This is a genomic window from Oceanobacter sp. 5_MG-2023 (assembly GCF_030548165.1).
Taxonomy (GTDB): Bacteria; Pseudomonadota; Gammaproteobacteria; order Pseudomonadales; family Oceanobacteraceae; genus Oceanobacter.
On sequence record NZ_JAUORS010000006.1, the window covers coordinates 64824 to 83380 of the forward strand.

16 protein-coding genes are annotated in these 18557 nt (G+C 52.1%); 7 read left to right on the plus strand and 9 right to left on the minus strand.

Annotated elements, in window-relative coordinates:
* Positions 1 to 202: 202 nt before the first annotated feature.
* Genes Q4551_RS05755 through Q4551_RS05770 form a run of 4 tightly spaced genes read left to right on the plus strand, consistent with a single transcriptional unit; the run spans position 203 to position 2666 of the window.
* Positions 203 to 883, plus strand: coding sequence for a MotA/TolQ/ExbB proton channel family protein (locus tag Q4551_RS05755; RefSeq protein WP_303432402.1), 681 nt, complete (start codon positions 203 to 205; stop codon positions 881 to 883).
* Positions 880 to 1332: a biopolymer transporter ExbD gene (locus tag Q4551_RS05760; RefSeq protein WP_303432404.1), complete on the plus strand. Its 453-nt coding sequence runs from the start codon at positions 880 to 882 to the stop codon at positions 1330 to 1332. Before Q4551_RS05755 ends, Q4551_RS05760 begins: the two co-directional genes overlap by 4 nt.
* A gap of 6 nt (positions 1333 to 1338) precedes the next feature.
* A complete protein-coding gene (locus Q4551_RS05765) occupies positions 1339 to 1761 on the plus strand; it encodes a biopolymer transporter ExbD (RefSeq protein ID WP_303432405.1) in 423 nt (140 codons plus the stop codon).
* Positions 1758 to 2666, plus strand: a complete 909-nt coding sequence (locus Q4551_RS05770; protein WP_303432407.1) for an energy transducer TonB — start codon at positions 1758 to 1760, stop codon at positions 2664 to 2666. Before Q4551_RS05765 ends, Q4551_RS05770 begins: the two co-directional genes overlap by 4 nt.
* A gap of 161 nt (positions 2667 to 2827) precedes the next feature.
* Here Q4551_RS05770 and Q4551_RS05775 read toward each other — a convergent pair whose 3' ends face one another.
* Together Q4551_RS05775 and trxB are read right to left on the minus strand one after the other, a co-directional pair.
* Positions 2828 to 5947, minus strand: coding sequence for an EAL domain-containing protein (locus Q4551_RS05775; RefSeq protein WP_303432411.1), 3120 nt, complete (start codon positions 5945 to 5947; stop codon positions 2828 to 2830).
* A gap of 289 nt (positions 5948 to 6236) precedes the next feature.
* The gene (gene trxB, locus Q4551_RS05780) at positions 6237 to 7199 is read right to left on the minus strand and encodes a thioredoxin-disulfide reductase (protein ID WP_303432412.1); all 963 of its coding nucleotides are present in this window, start codon (positions 7197 to 7199) and stop codon (positions 6237 to 6239) included.
* A gap of 618 nt (positions 7200 to 7817) precedes the next feature.
* On the opposite strand from trxB, the gene Q4551_RS05785 reads away from it, so the two are divergent.
* Entirely contained in the window at positions 7818 to 9197 is a 1380-nt protein-coding gene (locus tag Q4551_RS05785; protein ID WP_303432414.1) for a PhoH family protein, read from the plus strand.
* A 160-nt stretch (positions 9198 to 9357) separates the two neighbouring features.
* Positions 9358 to 9936 carry a TIGR00730 family Rossman fold protein gene (locus Q4551_RS05790; RefSeq protein ID WP_303432416.1) on the plus strand — a complete coding sequence of 193 codons (579 nt, stop codon included), beginning with the start codon at positions 9358 to 9360 and terminating at the stop codon, positions 9934 to 9936.
* On the opposite strand, the gene Q4551_RS05795 is transcribed toward Q4551_RS05790, so the two are convergent.
* The gene (locus Q4551_RS05795) at positions 9888 to 11483 is read right to left on the minus strand and encodes a cation:proton antiporter family protein (RefSeq protein WP_303432418.1); all 1596 of its coding nucleotides are present in this window, start codon (positions 11481 to 11483) and stop codon (positions 9888 to 9890) included. The two genes, Q4551_RS05790 and Q4551_RS05795, sit on opposite strands and share 49 nt — an antisense overlap.
* Before the next feature lie 267 nt (positions 11484 to 11750).
* Between Q4551_RS05795 and truC the strand changes: the two genes are divergently transcribed.
* Positions 11751 to 12521, plus strand: a complete 771-nt coding sequence (gene truC / locus Q4551_RS05800; RefSeq protein WP_303432419.1) for a tRNA pseudouridine(65) synthase TruC — start codon at positions 11751 to 11753, stop codon at positions 12519 to 12521.
* A 1135-nt stretch (positions 12522 to 13656) separates the two neighbouring features.
* Here truC and Q4551_RS05805 read toward each other — a convergent pair.
* The 6 genes from Q4551_RS05805 to Q4551_RS05830 all read right to left on the minus strand — a co-directional run bounded on the left by Q4551_RS05805 (position 13657) and on the right by Q4551_RS05830 (position 18555).
* Positions 13657 to 14526 (minus strand): DsbC family protein, encoded by an 870-nt coding sequence (locus Q4551_RS05805; RefSeq protein ID WP_303432421.1) that lies wholly within the window; start codon positions 14524 to 14526, stop codon positions 13657 to 13659.
* Between the two features lie 148 nt (positions 14527 to 14674).
* Entirely contained in the window at positions 14675 to 15028 is a 354-nt protein-coding gene (gene rplS, locus Q4551_RS05810; RefSeq protein ID WP_303432423.1) for a 50S ribosomal protein L19, read from the minus strand.
* Positions 15029 to 15038: 10 nt separating this feature from the next.
* Positions 15039 to 15818, minus strand: coding sequence for a tRNA (guanosine(37)-N1)-methyltransferase TrmD (gene trmD, locus Q4551_RS05815; RefSeq protein ID WP_303432425.1), 780 nt, complete (start codon positions 15816 to 15818; stop codon positions 15039 to 15041).
* A 40-nt stretch (positions 15819 to 15858) separates the two neighbouring features.
* Positions 15859 to 16383: a ribosome maturation factor RimM gene (rimM, locus tag Q4551_RS05820; RefSeq protein ID WP_303432427.1), complete on the minus strand. Its 525-nt coding sequence runs from the start codon at positions 16381 to 16383 to the stop codon at positions 15859 to 15861.
* Between the two features lie 24 nt (positions 16384 to 16407).
* Positions 16408 to 16686 carry a 30S ribosomal protein S16 gene (gene rpsP, locus Q4551_RS05825; protein ID WP_303432428.1) on the minus strand — a complete coding sequence of 93 codons (279 nt, stop codon included), beginning with the start codon at positions 16684 to 16686 and terminating at the stop codon, positions 16408 to 16410.
* Positions 16687 to 16986: 300 nt separating this feature from the next.
* A complete protein-coding gene (locus Q4551_RS05830; RefSeq protein WP_303432430.1) occupies positions 16987 to 18555 on the minus strand; it encodes a DHA2 family efflux MFS transporter permease subunit in 1569 nt (522 codons plus the stop codon).
* Positions 18556 to 18557 lie beyond the last annotated feature (2 nt).

An 18557-nucleotide genomic window follows, 5' to 3' on the forward strand; every position in this document is an offset into this window, starting at 1 on the left:
CTGTGTCCCCGTCTTTGGCCACTTGGTTATCAACATGACGGGATCCTATGCTGTCTGTTTTTTGATCTTTACCGTTTTTGATTCACATCAATCCTTTGGTCACAGAACCATTCGAAAATCCCAACATAAAAGCCAAAAACATTTGATAGTCATTATCATTAATATTAGCATAAAGATGTAAACACCTTCAGGAATTGTAATCATGGATCAACTGCAGACTTTTATTCATTCATTAGGAGGGCCGGTCAATGCTATTTTGCTGGTGCTTTCTTTTGTGGCCAGCACGCTGATTCTGGCCAAATTATGGCAATTTTTCCGTCACCGCTCAGGCTCCAAGAGTCGGGTTAATGAGGCGCTGAACCACCTGGCCAACGGAGAGCAGTCACAGGCCTTGCTGGCGACCCGCAATCACCCGGCCCCCAGTCTGGCGCTGATTGGCAAATTTCTTGAGCTGAGAAAAACCCCCTCATTACCTGAAGCGGCACTGCGTGAAGAAACCCTGCGTCTGGCCCGAATTGAAGTCGGCAAGCTGACACAAGGCCTGCGACCTTTGGAAGTGATCGCCAATATCGCACCGCTGCTCGGCCTGTTTGGTACGGTACTGGGCATGATCGAAGCGTTTCAGGCTATGGAAGCGGCCGGCTCCAAGGTTGATCCTGCCGTCCTGTCTGGTGGTATCTGGCAGGCCCTGCTCACCACTGCTGGCGGTTTGGCCGTTGCGATTCCGGTCTCCATGATCCACAGCGCGCTGGAACGTAAATCAGAGCTGCAAACCGGTGAACTGCAAGATGTGATCGACCGTCTGTTCTTCTTGCATGCCACCCAGAAGCTGGATGCCGATACCGCACCGGCTTCTTATGAACTGGCGGCCCAACGCGCATGAGCAGTCTGGCCATCACGCCCCGCCGGGCTCGTCCCATCAGCCTGACTGCGCTGATTGATGTGGTGTTTATTCTGCTGATGTTTTTTATGCTGACATCCAGTTTTACCCAGTGGCTGACGATGCCACTGGCATCACAGTCAGCCAGTAGCGAACCGGCCGAAACGGAAGAACTCCCCCAGTTACTGGTACTTCATCAGGATGGTGCCGTTACGCTGGCGCAAGACAAGCCCACCCGCTTTACCGCGCTGGAGCAAGCACTGGAGCAGGTGAACCACAGCAACAGCCTGGTTGTGCTGCCAGAGGCTGATATTCAGGTACAGCGTATTGTAGAAGTGATGACCACCTTGTCCGCTCTGGATCTGCCTGCGGTCACACTCGGGCAAACATTACCTGGTGATGAAACCGACGCGGCAGCTGCCAGCAGTCACTCAGACCTGCCTCCGGAGTAAGGCCCCATGCTACAAAATACAACTCTGCTTCCTGCCCGCAAGGCACGAAATAGCGATGACAATATGATTCCATTAATCAATATTGTGTTTTTATTGCTGATTTTTTTTATGGTCGCCGGGCAAATCAAAGCCATGCCCAATGCCGACCTGATACTGCCCAAAGCCTTGCTGAACGAAGAAGATGCCCACTCAGAGATGCGGCTTGAAGTGGCGCAACAAGGAACCTTGACTCTGGATGGTACGCCTTGCACACCAGAAGAGCTGGCGACCCGACTACAGGCTCTGAGTGATCATGCCGCCATATCGGTCGGGATTTTTGCCGACCAACGAGCGACAGCTGCCTCCCTGGAGCAAGCGATGGCGGTGCTGCGCCAGTACTCATTCCAGTCGGTACGCCTGTACGCTGAAGCACCGGAAGGAAACTCATGAGTCTGACGCGAAAACACTGGCTGGGCGCATTAACCGTCGCCGCTACTTTGCATGCCTCGGCTGTTTATATGTTGCTGTTTTACACGCCGGCCGTTGCCGAAGGCGACGCCATGTCGAGCGGTGAATCCGGTATCGATGTCAATATGGGTATGCTGGGCAGCTACGCTAATGCCACAGAACGGCTGGTGCAACCAGAACCAGAACCGGTAGTACCTCCGAAGCCAAAACCCAAGCCCAAGCCGAAGCCAAAACCCAAGCCGAAACCAGAAGTGATCAAGGTGCCAGAACCTGCGCCGGAACCTGAAGTTCCGACGTTCAAGGTCGCACCTCAGGAAGAGCTGACACCGGAACCGGAAGTCGAGCCGGAACCAGAGCCAGAAGTTGAACCAGAGCCAGAAGTTGAACCAGAGCCAGAAGTTGAACCAGAGCCAGAAGTTGAACCGGAGCAGGAAGCCGAGCAAGAAGAAACCGAATCAGAGCCGAGCACTCAGCCACCTTCTGCAGCAGCACACTCGCAGAATAAGGAAAATAACTCGGATACCACGTCAGCAGAAGCAACCGGCCACTCCAACCAACAGCATGCCGGGGGCACACCAGGCCAGGCACAAAACTATATTGCCAGTATTCAGCGTTGGCTTAACCGTTTCCAGAAATATCCCAAGGTTGCCAAAAGGCGGAAACAGGAAGGTGTCGTCAAGTTGCAGTTTACGATCGATCGTAACGGTCAGGTAATCAGCTCTGGAATTTATGAGTCGTCAGGTTATCCAGCCCTGGATAAGGCCGCTTTGGCAATGCTGTCGCGAGCAAATCCATTACCCGGCATCCCGGATGATTTTTACCCGGAAAGAAGCACCTTGCCGCTGGTAATTCCAGTCGACTATTCGCTGATTAACTCCTACCGGTAATGATCGGATTCAGAATAACGGACGGTTGCGTCCGTTTGAATCATTGCTTGCCGTGACCAATACCACCTTCTGTGTCTATTGGTCTGGCTCCATCCCTGTTGATTGAATCTTTAAAACCGGCTCTGTCCGTGTCCGTTGGCCCGGTTTCATATCCGTTATGCTTATCCGGTGCCAGTTGGCGGATGCAAGCGTTCGAGCTCTTTGGCGGGCATGGGGCGTTCAAACAAGAACCCCTGCAACTGATCGCACTCCTTGAAGCGCAGGATTTCCGCCTGCATTCGGGTTTCTACACCTTCGGCAGTTACGGTCATACCAAGGCTTTTGGCCATCGCGATCACGGCAGAGACAATTTTCTGGCTGCCATCATCATCCACAATATCCTTGATAAACTGCTTGTCGATCTTGAGCTTATCAATAGGAAGCTTGCGCAAATACGACAACGAGGAATAACCCGTACCAAAATCATCCATCGCCAGGCTATAGCCGTTTTCTTTCAACCGGTGCAGCTGCCGAATCACCTGGGTAGCGCCGTGCAGGATAAATCCTTCGGTGATTTCCAGCTCGATATTACTCGCGGTACAGCCGCTTTCTTCGATCATGGCCATAACGTCGGTCGCAAATTCCGGGCGTTTGAGAAAACCACCGGACAGGTTGATGGCCATCTTGCCGTAAATAACCCCGGAGTTGTTCCAGTCCATGGCTTGTTGGCTGGCGGTGCGCACAACCCAGTTTTCCAGCTCAGCCATCAGGCCCATTTTTTCGGCGACGGGTAAAAATTCTTCCGGTGAGATTTCACCGCGCTCAGGATGCTGCCAGCGTACCAGCGCTTCTACGCCCTGCAGTTGACCCGTTCTGGTATCCACCTGCGGCTGATAGACAAGCTTCAGCTCGTTTTCCTGGATAGCCCGATGCAACTGATATTCGGTTTTCAGAATATCCCGCGACATCGAATCGGTATCTTCGTTAAAGAAGAAACAACGGTTTTTGCCAGACTCCTTGGCTTGATACATGGCCATATCACTCTTGCGCAACAGTGTTGCCGCATCACAGCCATCATCCGGATAAATACAGATACCGATGCTGGCAGTCACTCGCACGGAATCATTTTCGATCACAAAAGCCGACGACAAACGTCGGGTCAGCTTGCTCAATACTGCCCGGGCGGCATCGGCCTGACCAATACCTTCCAGCAACACAACAAATTCATCGCCACCCAGGCGGGCCACCACGTCTTCACCCCGTAACTCTTCTTTCAAGGCATCCGCGACTTGCTTCAGTAATTGATCACCGGCCCGGTGCCCCAGGCCATCATTGATGTATTTGAAATTGTCGAGATCAATAAACAGTAGGGCAAATTTTTCCCGGTGCCGTTTGGCGCGGCTGATGGCGGCATCGATCGATTCCTGCAACATCACCCGATTGGGCAAGCCGGTCAGGGCATCATGGTAGGCTTGATGCTCCAGCTGGACATAGGCATCACGAATTTCGCTGATATCAGCAAAAGAAAATACATAATGGCTTCGACGCCCTCTGATATCACGCACACTGCTGATCGACAACCGAACCGGACACAGCGCTCCCGACAGGGTCAAGGCTTGCCACTCTCCTCCCCAATGATCGGCATCTTCGACGTATTGCTGTAATGACAGGCCGCCAGGCTCCATTCGCTCCAGTAAAAAGATATCCGGGGTGGCACCGGTAACCTTCTCTTCCGACAGCCCGCACAAGCGGGTAAACATGCTATTGACGTGTTCCACTTTCCAGTGGGCATCGGTGATTACCATGGCTTCTCCCGCTTCCCGGAAAGCACTGGCGTAGTGACGCAGCCGTTTTTCCTTTTCCAGACGATCAGTGATGTCGACAACCGTCGCGGATACCCGGATGCCATCATCAGACTCTACCGGGCTAAGGCTGATCTCCACGTCAATCAGATGGCCATCACGATGCTTGCCGTGGATATGCTTGTTCTTGGCCATTGTTCGACGCCCGGACTGGCCGATATCCGCCGTGGATGGGTCTGGATAAAACAGCATCTCGTTGTCCGGTGCCAGGATCTCCATCGGTTGACCAAGCAGCTCCCCTTTATGGTATCCAAACAGCTCATCCAGAGCCGGGTTGGTCATCAGAATCAGGCCGTTACCATCCACAATCAGGATGCCGTTGACATTACCATTAACCAGATTCTGTGCCTGGGCACGTGCGTGGGTGAGATCGGCTGACATATCACGCAGGCGCTCCGACTCCTGTAGCTGCAGAGCGACATTGGCATGGCGATGACGAAAATACATAAAGGCCAGCAACAGATCCCAGATCACTATCCCGACCGAGATACATCCAATCCAGACATAGAGGCTCTCGTTACTGACCAGTTGTGCCTGCTCTTCACTGGAAATAAAACTGACCAATATCAGTTTGGGGGCATGGCGATAATCCATCGCGTCCGAATCACCCCATTGCCGCTCACCGATATCGGCGACATCCCAAATCCAGATGCCTTCAGGCTCCACCAGGGTACCGGATACTTGCTGCTCCATGGCGCGCCAGGCGGCCTCCGAACTGTCCCGGATGCGTTTGGGGTTGCCAAACATAAAGCCCCATTCATCCTGGGGATTGAAGCCTTTTAGCCAGTCGCCGTTACGATTGGCCATTAACAATGAGTTGTGGGCGGTACTGTGTTCCAACCATTCAAACATCGGGGTCAGGCTGTCATTAATGATCACAATGCCACGATCTTTGCCTGTGCTATCAAATACCCGAGTGGCGGCCCGGATCATGGGCCGGAACGGCCGTTCGACTTCGCCGTACTCCACGTTCAGATCGATAGGGGAAAAATACACACTGCCAGCCGATACCTTGATGGCATCCTGGAAGTAGTAACGATTTGATTTGTCTTGCAACTTGGCGGTGGGAACATGCTGGATACTGCGGCCAAAGCGCTGCAAGCGCACCCGTTCAATACCCTTTTCATCTATCCATCGGGCCTGATAATAAGAGATGTGTCGGTTGGCGACGCCAAACAGAATGTCTGACATCCGGGTGTTGGCATCCTCTTGCGCCAAGGCGGCCTTCAGGGCTGGCTCCTGGGCCAGAGAACGTAACAAATCGCCGGTGTTGGCCATATATCCAGACAGCTGTGAACTGACCAGCTGCACCTGCCGTTCTTCATGGCGTTGCTTGTCGTAAACAATCCGCTCGTTCCAGATGGAGGTAATCCCCCATCCGGTGACAGCCGTCACCACGGAAACCAGTAGCAGCGACAGAAAAACATGTTTACGGACCATCTGCTTTTACTCCCTGAACGTCCACGCGTGTGCAGACATATTATTATATTTCCGTACAACAACTGTATAACGTTCGCACAGGAAATGTACAGAATATAATCAATCAGTCAGGGGCTACAATATTTCTCAGCGGCCATGCTCCGCTACCGACTGTTCGCTTTTAGAGTTTATCAACGCAGCTACCAATAAAGAATAGTAATAATTACTGGAAGCAGTACCCGTTGGCAGAAAATGGCACCCGTTCGGGATATTGGCCTCACTGGCCGAATCACAGAACGGGTTGATCGTTTTACTTGGCGCTGGCCAGATTATCCAGATAACGTTCGGCATCCAGTGCCGCCATGCAGCCGGTCCCAGCAGAGGTAATGGCTTGGCGATAAATGTGATCCGATACATCACCGGCGGCAAACACACCCTCTACGCTGGTTTGAGTGGCATTACCATGGCTGCCAGTCTGAACTTTCAGGTAGCCGCCTTCCATATCCAGCTGGCCTTCAAAAATACCGGTGTTGGGTGAGTGACCAATGGCAATAAAGATACCATCCAGGGCAATATCGGTCTTTGCATCGGTATCACGATGTTTGATACGCATACCAGTGACGCCCATATCATCGCCCAGGACTTCATCCAGCTCGCTGTTCCAGTGAATGGTGACATTGCCGTTAGCGGCTTTATCGAGCAGCTTGTCGGCGAGGATTTTTTCTGAACTGAAGCTGTCACGACGGTGAACAACAATGACCTCAGAGGCGATATTGGCAAGGTACAAGGCTTCCTCAACAGCAGTATTACCACCACCAATCACCGCTACCGGTTTTTTGCGATAGAAAAATCCGTCGCAGGTGGCACAAGCCGATACACCCTTGCCCTTGAAGGCTTCTTCGCTTTCCAGACCAAGGTAACGGGCGCTGGCACCGGTGGCGATAATCAGAGCATCACATGTGTATTCACCGCTATCACCCTGCAGTACAAACGGACGTTGATCCAGTTTGACCGTGTGAATCTGGTCAAAAACAATTTCGGTATCAAAACGCTCGGCATGGGCTTTCATGCGCTCCATCAGCTCCGGCCCTTGCACTCCGGCAGTATCACCCGGCCAGTTATCAACCTCAGTGGTGGTGGTCAGCTGCCCTCCCATTTGCATGCCGGTAATCATTACCGGGTTCAGATTGGCGCGCGCAGCATATACCGCGGCGGTATAACCAGCAGGGCCAGAACCTAGGATTAACAGTTTTACGTGGCGTGACGAGCTCATACAAAAATCTCCAGAAGGGAAACCCGCCGACGATGTCTACATCGTCCGGCGATAAATCGGAATACAGACACTTGGTACTTGGTAATGGGGGCAAGCTTATCGGTTGCCAAGGCGGCGGTTCAATAGTATTTGCCAATTACAGGGCGCTTTTCTCAATCAAATATTTTTTCCCGCCCCCAAACCTTGCCCGTAATCATTAACGGTTATGGTCTCGACCAGCCTTGATGCGTTTCACTTGCGCTATTTTCCTGCCATCAGCTGCCCCGGTAACGCCTGATCAGCCAAAGTGACAAGGTGGCCATGATCCACAGATTTGGCTTCCGGGGCTTGGCAAGATCAACAGCAAAGGCCATAGTAATTGCACTACTCACAGAGGGAGGGACACATTGCCAGTCGACCTGTCTATATCTGCGGCTCCGTATCACCATCAGGAATCGTACTGTTTGTTTTCCCTGCCAGCCGGTGTTGATGATACGGCTGCATTCGCTACCCCGACCACTTATCCATTACCTCCGACGTCATCTGCCACGTCACCTTGTCCATCCGGCCAATCCCCGGAACGCATCACCACAGACTCACCGCTTGCTTCTCTGAACCTGAAACCAGGAGAGTGTTTTTATGGCCGCGCGCAAAACTGCTACCAAGCTGTATGTTCTGGATACCAACGTGCTGATTCACGACCCCAGTGCCATTCATCAATTTGAAGAACACCAGGTCGTTATTCCCATGACGGTACTGGAAGAACTCGACAAGCTGAAAATGGGCAAAGCTGCCATCGCCACCGATTGCCGGGAAGCGATACGACAAATTGATCGTATTATTGGCAAAGCCAGCCCGACCGAGATTGCCAAAGGAGTACCGATAAAGCGGGCCGATGGCAAGTCACTCGGTTCGTTTTCCATTCTGCTGGATACCTTTGATAGCCGTCACGCGCCCTTATCCCGGGAGATGAACGACAACAAAATCATCAATGGCCTGATCGCTCTGCAGGAAAAATCTCCCCACCGCGACATTATTCTGATCACCAAAGACATCAATATGCGCCTCAAGGCACGGGGCTGTGGTATCGGTGCACAGGACTATCAGAACGACCAGATGCTGTCGGATGTGTCGCTGCTGGAAACCGGCTACCACACCTATGCCGATTCATTCTGGGACAGCCAGACCCAGGTCAACAGCTTCCATGATGCCACCGGGACTTTCCACCGTATTCCGCGAGGCCATTTGCCTGACGAACTGTATCTCAATCATTTTATCCTTGATGAAAGCGGCTTTGTCGGCAAGGTGGTGGATCTGGACAACGACACGGCGGTATTGCACGACTTGCCGGTGGAGCAACTGATGTCTCAGGTAGCCTGGGGACTGCGTCCACGGGACCTGCCCCAGGCGCTGGCATTACATCTGTTGCTCGATCCGTCGGTCTCGCTGGTAACGCTCAGTGGTCAGGCCGGTTCCGGCAAAACCATTCTGGCACTGGCCGCTGCCATTGAAATGACCGTCGCCACCCAGCAGTTTCGCCGGATTATCGCCACCCGCAGCACCCGAGGCCTGGACGAGGATATTGGTTATTTGCCCGGCACCGAGGCGGAAAAAATGGAACCATGGCTCGGCGCCATCACCGATAACCTTGAAGCCCTGCATTACGAAGATGAGCACGCCACCAGCAGCGTCGATTATATTTTGCAAAAAGTACCGTTGCAGTTCAAATCGCTGAATTATATTCGTGGCCGCAGCTTCCAGCACAGCCTGATCCTGATCGATGAATGCCAGAACCTGACCCCTCACCAAATGAAAACCATCATTACCCGCGCAGGTTCCGGCAGCAAGGTGGTCTGTCTGGGTAATCTCGCCCAGATCGACACGCCATACCTGACCCCTGTCAGTTCTGGCTTGACCTATCTGATAGAGCGCTTCAAGGCCTTTGACCAGGGCGGTACCATTCATCTGCAAGGGTCGCCGCGTTCGCCTCTGGCGGAATATGCAGAAACCCATCTCTGATGGGTCTTTCCACCGTCATATACAGCAGGACAGCGGGCTGATAAGCCCGCATGTACCAAACGGTTTTTCAGGCTGTCGATGGCCGCTGCCCAGCGATAAGCAGATGACAGCCAGCGTCAGAGACGTATGCTGTAGCCGAATTTTTTTACCGGATATCAAGATGATCAAACGTGTTGCTATTTATTGTGGTTCCCGCCTGGGGAATGACCCGGCCTATGCCGCTGCCGCAACAACATTAGCCACTTTTCTCGCCCAACAAGGCATTGGCATTGTCTATGGTGGCAGTCAATCAGGGCTGATGGGAATAGTCGCCAATGCGGCGCTGGCAGCCGGTGGGGAAGTGATTGGTGTTATGCCTGGGGTACTCGGGCAACAGGAAAGAATCCACACCGGTCTGACACAAATACACCACGTACACAGCATGCATGAACGTAAGGCACTGATGGCCGATCTGGCCGATGCCTTTGTGGCTTTACCCGGTGGTATCGGCACCCTGGATGAATTGGTCGAAGTCTGGTGTTGGGCCAACATCGGTGATCACAACAAGCCTTGTGCCTGTTTTGATGTTGACCAGTTCTGGCAGCCGTTTTTTGACTTGCTGACGCATATTCGCCAGCAAGGATTTGCCCATCAAAGCGGAGAACTGTTGCGGGCCAGCGAACCAGCCCTCTTGCTGCAACAGCTTGAGCACTATGCGTTGGCGGGTTCCGGCTCGGAAGCGGGTTCTTCCAGTAAATGACGGCTTTCTGCCGCAAAACCGGCACCGACTTCCAGATAGTAGTTAAAGACGACATCCACTCCCAGGTCGATCAGCTCCTGGCATTCATCGTCGTAACGGGCCACGGCAGAAATCTTGCCGGTATAACCGGACAGGCGCAGCATCTCCAGCGTGCTCTTCATTTCCAGTTGTGCCGGTAACGCCATCATCACCAGACGGATATCGTTACGAGCAGCGCCAATACTTTCCCAGAACTCCATATCGTCCGCATCTCCGACCACCACGTTCAGGCCTTTACTTTTCAGATAGGCGATACGTTCAGGGTCAGACTCCACCCCACAGATACGGTTGCCATACTCAGCTTCCATCGCACGGTAAGCGCCCTTGCCAACCCGGCCCATGCCCAGAATAAGCACCTCGGCCTGTACCGGCGTTTCGTAGGTTGAGTGCGCTCCCGGGCGCTCATAACGGTTGATCTGTTCCTTGCGCTGCGCATAAATATGGTGGGCGCGGCGATACACGGCAGTACTGAGTACAAACGATAGCGACATGGAAACCGCCAGAATCACCAGCCAGTCGTTACTCAACCAGCCATTGTCCACGCTCAGGTGCGCCACAATCAGTCCGAACTCGCTGAAGTTGGTTAACGCCAGAGCACTCAGATATGACGTCCGTCCTGAAATCTTGAATTTCAGCATCAGGACAAAAAACAGACCGAACTTCACGATCAACAATGAGGTTAACAGCAGCACCGGCAAGGCCATATCGAGGGTTGGCAAGGCGGTAAAGCCGATCGACAGAAAGAACCCGATCAGGAATAGATCCTTGAACCCCATCAATGCCTTGTAGATTTCAACCGACTTGCTGTGAGAAGCCAGCAGCACACCGATCAACAAAGCCCCCAGATCACCTTTCATATGCACCAGCGAGAACAGCTCCGATCCCCCCAACGCCAGAAAGAAGCCCAGCAAAGGCAATAACTCATCGTGACCAACCCGGCTGACCAGACGATGCAGCATGGGTTTCAGCAGCCATAAGCCCAGCAAACCAAACGCCATGATCGATGGAATCTTGCCAGTTGAGGCCACCAAGAAAATAACCGCAACAATATCCTGAATGACCAGAATCCCGACCACAATCTTGCCATGGCGGGCTTTCAGCTCAGAGGCTTCTTCCAGCATCTTGATAACACAAACGGTCGAAGAAAAACTCAGGGCAAAACCGATCAACGCCTGAGTCTGCCAGGGGATTTCCAGATAATGGCTGATACCCAGCCATCCCAGCAAAGACACCACCCCAACCAGCAGCAACGTCCAGAGACTGGTATGCAGCACACTGGTTGCCCATACTTCGGTTTTTAACAACGCCTTGACGTTCAGCTTCAGGCCAATGGTAAACAGCATCAGGGTAATGCCCAGATCCGCTAGCCGGTTCAAGACCGAATCCGGTTCCATACCCACGGCATTCAACCCAAACCCGGCCAACAAATACCCTACCAATGGTGGCATGCCTACCTGCTTGACGACAAAGCCACATAAAAATGCCACCAGAATCCAGACAAAATCCATTCTTGCTCCTTTAAATGCTCCAGCAAAGCACAACTGCTGCCAGTGGCAAGAATACCAGCCGAAGCACTTTATTTCGCCACCGTGCCATCAGCAAAACCCCAAATCGTCTGACAATAACAGGGTTGTTCCCTATTCCAGCAGGTACAAATGGTGTACTGACCTGGCGCAGCGCCAGCTTTCGGCGCCAGTAGCCGGTCGATTCCGATTCCGCTACAGTCCAACACCACCCCACCTGCTTAATCCGATGCCAGAGGTTAAACGATTATTTTGCTCGATATTCTTTATCTTGATGACCATTTGGTGGCCATTAACAAACCCAGTGGCTTGCTGGTACATCGCAGTGATATTGACCGCCACGAAACCCGTTTTGTCTTGCAGCTACTGCGCAACCAGCTAGGTCAGCGGGTTTATCCGGTGCATCGGCTGGACAAACCAACGTCCGGGGTTCTGGTGTTTGCACTTTCCAGTGAGATAGCCAGCCAAATTGCTGATCAATGGCGGGAACGTGTGATCGATAAACGCTACCTGGCGATTGTGCGTGGTTATATGCCCGAGTATGTACACCTCGACTACGCCATGAGTCCGCCGATTGATAAATACGCCAAACAGCCAGTAATCAAACCACCACAAGAAGCCATTACCGACTTCCGTTTATTGGCCACCGTCGAGCTGGATGTCGAGATCGACAAGTATCCGCAATCCCGTTACTCACTGGTTGAAGCCATGCCGAAAACCGGGCGCAAGCACCAGATTCGCCGTCACCTGAAACATCTGAGCCACCCTATTATTTGTGATGCCCGTTATGGCAAGGGGCGCCACAGTCGCTACTTTCGTGACCACCTCAATGCCGGACGCTTGTTGCTCCACGCCTGGCAACTCCATATGACACACCCTGTCACACAACAGCCACTGGTGTTTACTGCTCCGCTGGATAACGTCTGGTGGTCACTGGTGCAGCGCTTCCAGTGGCAAGCACAGCTACCGGAGTTGCTCGCCGCAACCTTACCTGAGGATAACAAGGAGCGGACATCGGTCTGAGATTCTGCAGCCTACTCCCCAAAGTTGTGCACATTTTTGCCTGAATCAGAAGTTGTGCACAGCCTTGCAGAAAACAACCTCAGATCAAGCCTATTATCCACTGGCGATGACCTTTGAAGGCGTGTTGTCAGGCCATTTTTTTTCCTGAATGGTAAAAATAACCGATAATTTGCCTTGACGACCGGTTACCCACAGAATCTGTGGATAAATCTGAGGACAATTTCTTTAAAAGTACCTGCAAGCCGCACCAATACTGGCTTTTCCTTAAATTGTTCGGTTTTGAACCAAAAACAAAAACTCTTATATTTCAATAAGATAGCAATATATCGGTTTTTTTGAAGACACTTGTTGACTTTTATCGATGATGGAAATGACGGTTTTATGACTATGTGAATAACGCCTGTTAGAAAATATTGACGTGTCATTTTTAAAAAAAATCACTGTCAAGACTTGCAAGCTGTCATTCCTTGGTTAATTTCAAAATACCCGATCAAAAACCGGGAACAAGTCTGTGGATAATTATGGGGATAATTTTCTGGAATTTGAAATTGACAGCTGCCATTTTTGGAGCATCAAGACACATCTTTTTCAGCTTATAAAAAATACTTGCTTTTCAAGGTCTTAGGTACCGACTCCGGGTGCTTGTCAAGTACTGCATCCAAAAACTATCCATGACGACCATGATGGTCTATGTGAGTAATTCATCAAGCCAGTGCGAACAGCGACGGTATTCTCTGCTGATTCTGTACCAATTATTTGAAAATACACTTGACGTCATCAGACTGTCGATTTAGCCCACTGCCACTTCATCCACAGTTTCTGTGGATAATTGTGTGAATATCATCTTTAAAAGCGCTGCAGAGCCAGTCAGGGCAACGGTCCCGCTAATTTGTTCATTTTTTAACCAGCAAGAAAGACATGTTACCCACAGACACAGACAAAGCTTTGATTCGGTAACAGTCAAGCCTCGGCAGTAAAAAATATCATGGATATAAGCAGCGGCTATAAGAATTGTGAAGCAGACATGCGCCGCCAACATTGGCTTCACTGTTGGCGGGATAATAAAAACCCGGACAACAAACGCTGCAGAATACAGCGTCTATCGATCCGGGTATCAAGGGCTGGTCAGTGAGGCCTAGAGTACGCCCAGTGCTTCTGCCAGTTGGTCTGCTGGCATATAGCCAGGGAACAGACGGCCATCGTCAACAATAATGGCTGGGGTGCCATTCACACCCAGTTGTCGACCCATCAGGTACTGCTCTGCAATCGGTTCATTACATGCTGTACTCGCCTGCATATTGGCAACCAGTGTCTGCTGTAATTCATTTACGCGCTTCTGCACGGCAGCATCCCCTGCACGCAACTGCCGACTCAGGGAGTTCAGTTCACTCTGGGCATTTTTCATATCGGTCATGGCTGTCTTGCGATCATCCTGACACCAGACGTAGTTAATTTTCTGGAATGACTGGGTCAGCTGGCCAGTATTGGGATCCTGAATACCGGAACGAGGGTACGCCAGGTAACGCACGGTAATGCCCAGTTCATTAATACGCGGAATTTCCTTGTGCAGCTTCTGGCAATAACCGCAGTCAATATCAGTGAAAACGTTGATCAGCGCTTTTTGTTTGCCTTTGGCCGGGAACAGGACGGTATCGGTATCGGCAATGGTTGCCATGCTTTCGGCACGACGCGGGTTCATACGCTCTTGCGTCACATTGACCGCGTGTGGGCCATCAATGGCAATCAGTTCATCACGATAGATAAGATGGCTGGCATCCGGCGTCATATACAGTGCCGGGCCACCTTCCAGAATCACTTCCAGAATCTGGTTATTGGCAATCAGACTGGTACCTTCCACTTTTACCTGTGGCCCATACACCTGTTGTAAATGGGATTCTGCCAGTGTCCGGATTGCCGCGGCAGCAGCCTGAGTCGGTTCTGCTGCATCCGAATCGTTACAGGCGGTCAGACCAACCACCAAAAACGACAACAATAATTTCTTCATTGTGTCCTACACCCTGTTGTCAGGAATAAATTTCGGTTTTGAAGCCGGAGAGGGTCATTGGTTCCAACCAATTCATAGCGATCTTGCCAATACTGTTTTACAGCCATAAAAAAACGGGCACAAGGCCCGTTCTTTCCAAACAAGAAGGTTATACCTTCTCTTTGATACGTGCAGATTTACCGCTACGTTCACGCAGGTAGTACAGTTTCGCCTGACGCACATCACCACGACGTTTGACAGCCATGCTGTCAATCTGTGGGCTGTGAGTCTGGAAAGTACGTTCTACGCCAACACCGTGAGAGATTTTACGGACGGTGAAAGCAGAGTTCAGGCCGCGGTTACGCTTGCCAATCACTACACCTTCAAACGCCTGCAGACGCTCACGGGTACCTTCTTTTACCTTAACCTGTACAACCACAGTGTCACCTGGGCCGAATTCAGGAACGGATTCTTTCAGCTGGGCGTTCTCAATCTGCTGAATGATTGGGTTCTTGTTGCTCATTGTATGCTCCTTAACAGTCTGGCGATTTGGTGTCAGATTCACTCACTCGTTCGCTCAGATACTCTGTCAATAACCTATGTTGTTCGTTACTCAGTTCCAGCGTGTCCAGTAAATCCGGTCGACGCTCCCAGGTTCTGCCAAGAGACTGTTTCAGCCGCCATAGGCGGATTTTCTCGTGGTTGCCACTCAGTAATACCGCAGGGACAGATTGTCCGTCGTACACTTCCGGACGAGTATAATGGGGACAGTCGAGCAGGCCTTCCATAAAGGAGTCCTGCTGGGCCGACAAGTCATGCCCAAGTACACCCGGCACCAAACGAATCACCGCATCCATCAATGTCATTGCCGCCAGTTCACCGCCGCTGAGTACAAAGTCGCCAAGCGACCACTCTTCGTCGATTTCCTGCCCGATCAAACGTTCATCAATGCCTTCGTATCGTCCCGATACCAGAATCAGCTTGTCGTGTTGTGCCAGTTCCAGCACCCCCGCCTGATCCAGTTTGCGCCCTTGCGGTGACAGATAAATCACTCGCGCCGGTTTCCCTGGTTGCTGATCTGCCGCTTCACGAGCGGCGGCAATGGCATCCTGCAGCGGCTGGATTTTCATCAGCATGCCGGGGCCACCACCGTAAGGACGATCATCGACGGTCTGGTAGTTGTCGTACGCAAAATCACGGGGATTCCAACGCTCGACAGCAATCTGTCCCTGCTTCACTGCCCGTCCGCTGACACCATAATCGGTGAGCGAATTGAACATATCCGGAAACAGGGAAACAACGCCAAACCACATCGTGTGGGCCTCTATACCGGTGCTGTCAAAACAGCACTGGTCAGTAATCTGCTTCCCATTCGACCTGGATCACCTTGCTTTCAAGGTCGACATCCAGAACGATGGTATCTACGTAGGGGATCAGGCGTTGTTGCTGATCGATACTGCCTTCGCAGCTCGTCAGTTTCATTACCTGGTTACCACCACCAGAATCAAACAGCTCTTTTACCTTGCCCAGCAGCTGACCCTGGGTATTCTCTACCTTCAGATCTTCCAGCTGGAACCAATAAAATTCATCGTCGTCGGGTTCGGGTAATTGCGAGGTATAAACGGCAATCTCGGTTTGAGACAGCGCCAGCGCCGCATCGCGGTCTGCTATACCTTTCAGTTTTACCACAATCCCTTTGCTTTGGGTTTGGCTTGCTTCCACTTCAAACGTCCGCCACTCACCATTGATACTCAATAGCCAGATCGGGTAGTCCAGAATGTTGCTCACCGGATCGGTAAAGGAATACACCTTGACCCATCCCTTGATGCCAAATGCGGTCGAGATCTTGCCCAGAACGGTAATTTCCTGGTCAGTCACCAACGCTCCCTCAGCTGGCACGAATTAAGCTTCAGCGTCAGCTGCAGGAGCAGCAGGCTGGGCTTTACGTGCATCTTTGAGCAGTTTGGCAACACGCTCGGTAGGCTGAGCACCACGAGCCAGCCAGAAATCAACACGTTCCAGATCGATACGCAGGCCTTCTTCGGAGCCACGAGCAACCGGGTTAAAGAAACCCATACGCTCGATAAAGCGACCGTCGCGAGGACAACGCGAATCCGCTACGTTGATGTGATAAAAAGGACGTTTTTTTGAGCCACCACGGGCCAGACGAATAACTACCATAAAAAAGATCTACTCCGATCGTTTTATCAAGCGGAATCCCAGTCAGCGTTGGTCTGAAAAACAGAGTCACACTACCGGATATTCCGGGTGGCGGGTTTTGGAATCGCCCGCCGTTCAACATCTTTCCCGCTTGCCAATCATGCTGTTATCGCCCGGAGGCGATTCATCTCAATCCGGATACAGGCGAAAAAGGCCTATTAAAAGGGGCGCAGATTGTATGCTGGATAGATCAGGAAGTAAACGACAGTTTGCCGGCACTTGCCCGGACACACACCCGCCAGACCAAAGCCCAACAGCGCTTCAGGTGCTGGCCTTGTCGGCGGCAGAATGATCCGGGGTGGTATCGGTGCTTTTCGCCTTGAGTGGCTTCGATGGCTTGACCATCACAGAGGCCACGGCAGCCACCAGCATCGACACCCCCAACACCGCAAATGCCTCGTTGTAAGACATCACCGAGGCCTGCTGTTGCACCTCGGTTGCGACCTGAGACAATACTTGCGGCGCCTGTGCTGGCAGCCCCATTTGCTGCCCCAGCAGTGCCAGATAATCCAGCGTCGATTGGCTATTGGCCACCAGCGTCTCGCGAATTTCCGCACCATGCAGGTCAGTGCGTTTTTGCAACAGGGTTGCCAGGCCAGCAATACCTATCGCTCCACCCAGGTTACGCATCACGTTAAACAACGTCGACGCCGAAGCAACATCCTGCGGCGGTAACGCCGCTGCCGACATTAATGACAGCGGCACCATGATAAACGGCTGTCCTAACGCCCGCAGCAATAACGCCGGAATCAGATAACTGCCATCATAGTCCATGCTCATATGCATATTCATAAACAGGCTCATCCCCATGACCACAAACCCGATCGCTACCAAAAAACGGGCCTGCACAAACTTGAGAATTCTGGGGATCAACGGAAAAAACGGCAATTGTGGAAAGCCAACCCACATCAGTACCAGGCCAATATCCAACGCGGTGTAATCATGTAATGACGCCAGATACAAAGGCACCAGATACACGGAACCAAACAGCCCGAATCCCAGCATCAGATACGCCACACAGGCCAGACTGAAATCCTTGTTGGCAAACAGGCGCAGATTCACCAATGGAAACGGCACCCGTAACTGGTGTCGTACAAACAGTACCAGCGATAACGATGACACCAGCGCTAACCAGCGAATGTACTCAGCCTCAAACCAGTCATCCTTGGCGCCTTCTTCCAATACCAGCTGCAAACACCCCAACCCCAGCGCCATGGTGACCATGCCCAGCACATCTATCCGGGCTAACTGGGTGTCATCAACCTTGCGTTTCTCCAGCCCCATGGTCAGCAGGGTGATCACAGCGGCCCCGGGTATGACATTGAGGTAAAAGAGATAATGCCAGCTGAATGTTTCTGTTAACCAGCCTCCCAGTGTCGGGCCAATACTGGGAGCGAAGGTTGCTGTGACACCAAACAGCGCCATCCCGACCGGGCGTTTGTCCAGCGGCAGCAAGGTCACAATCAGGTTAAACGCCATCGGAATCAGCGCGCCGCCGGTAAATCCCTGCAACGCCCGGAATACAATCATGCTCTCGAGGTTCCAGGCCAGCGAACAGGCCAGCGAGGCCGCCACAAACGCCGCACTGTTCCACACCAGATAACGCCGCGGCGACAGCCAGGCGGCAAAAAAGCCGGTCAATGGGATAGCGATCATTTCAGCCACCAGGTACGAGGTCGCAATCCAGGAGGATTCCTCCAGAGTGGCACCCAACGCCGCCTGAATATCTTTCAACGAAGAATTGGTGATCTGAATATCGAGAATGGCCATAAAGGCACCCAACAGGGCACCAGCAATCGCTAACCAGTAGCGCGGAAAACGCTCAGTCACAC

Bases quoted from the DNA above. Each gene is read 5' to 3' on its own strand.
- Q4551_RS05785 (WP_303432414.1), top strand. From the start codon at position 7,818: ATGGCCGCGCGCAAAACTGCTACCAAGCTGTATGTTCTGGATACCAAC.
- Q4551_RS05790 (WP_303432416.1), top strand. From the start codon at position 9,358: ATGATCAAACGTGTTGCTATTTATTGTGGTTCCCGCCTGGGGAATGAC.
- Q4551_RS05775 (WP_303432411.1), bottom strand. From the start codon at position 5,947: ATGGTCCGTAAACATGTTTTTCTGTCGCTGCTACTGGTTTCCGTGGTG.
- trmD (WP_303432425.1), bottom strand. From the start codon at position 15,818: ATGTGGTTTGGCGTTGTTTCCCTGTTTCCGGATATGTTCAATTCGCTC.
- trxB (WP_303432412.1), bottom strand. From the start codon at position 7,199: ATGAGCTCGTCACGCCACGTAAAACTGTTAATCCTAGGTTCTGGCCCT.
- Q4551_RS05770 (WP_303432407.1), top strand. From the start codon at position 1,758: ATGAGTCTGACGCGAAAACACTGGCTGGGCGCATTAACCGTCGCCGCT.
- Q4551_RS05805 (WP_303432421.1), bottom strand. From the start codon at position 14,526: ATGAAGAAATTATTGTTGTCGTTTTTGGTGGTTGGTCTGACCGCCTGT.
- Q4551_RS05755 (WP_303432402.1), top strand. From the start codon at position 203: ATGGATCAACTGCAGACTTTTATTCATTCATTAGGAGGGCCGGTCAAT.
- Q4551_RS05795 (WP_303432418.1), bottom strand. From the start codon at position 11,483: ATGGATTTTGTCTGGATTCTGGTGGCATTTTTATGTGGCTTTGTCGTC.
- Q4551_RS05760 (WP_303432404.1), top strand. From the start codon at position 880: ATGAGCAGTCTGGCCATCACGCCCCGCCGGGCTCGTCCCATCAGCCTG.
- Q4551_RS05765 (WP_303432405.1), top strand. From the start codon at position 1,339: ATGCTACAAAATACAACTCTGCTTCCTGCCCGCAAGGCACGAAATAGC.
- rpsP (WP_303432428.1), bottom strand. From the start codon at position 16,686: ATGGTAGTTATTCGTCTGGCCCGTGGTGGCTCAAAAAAACGTCCTTTT.
- rplS (WP_303432423.1), bottom strand. From the start codon at position 15,028: ATGAGCAACAAGAACCCAATCATTCAGCAGATTGAGAACGCCCAGCTG.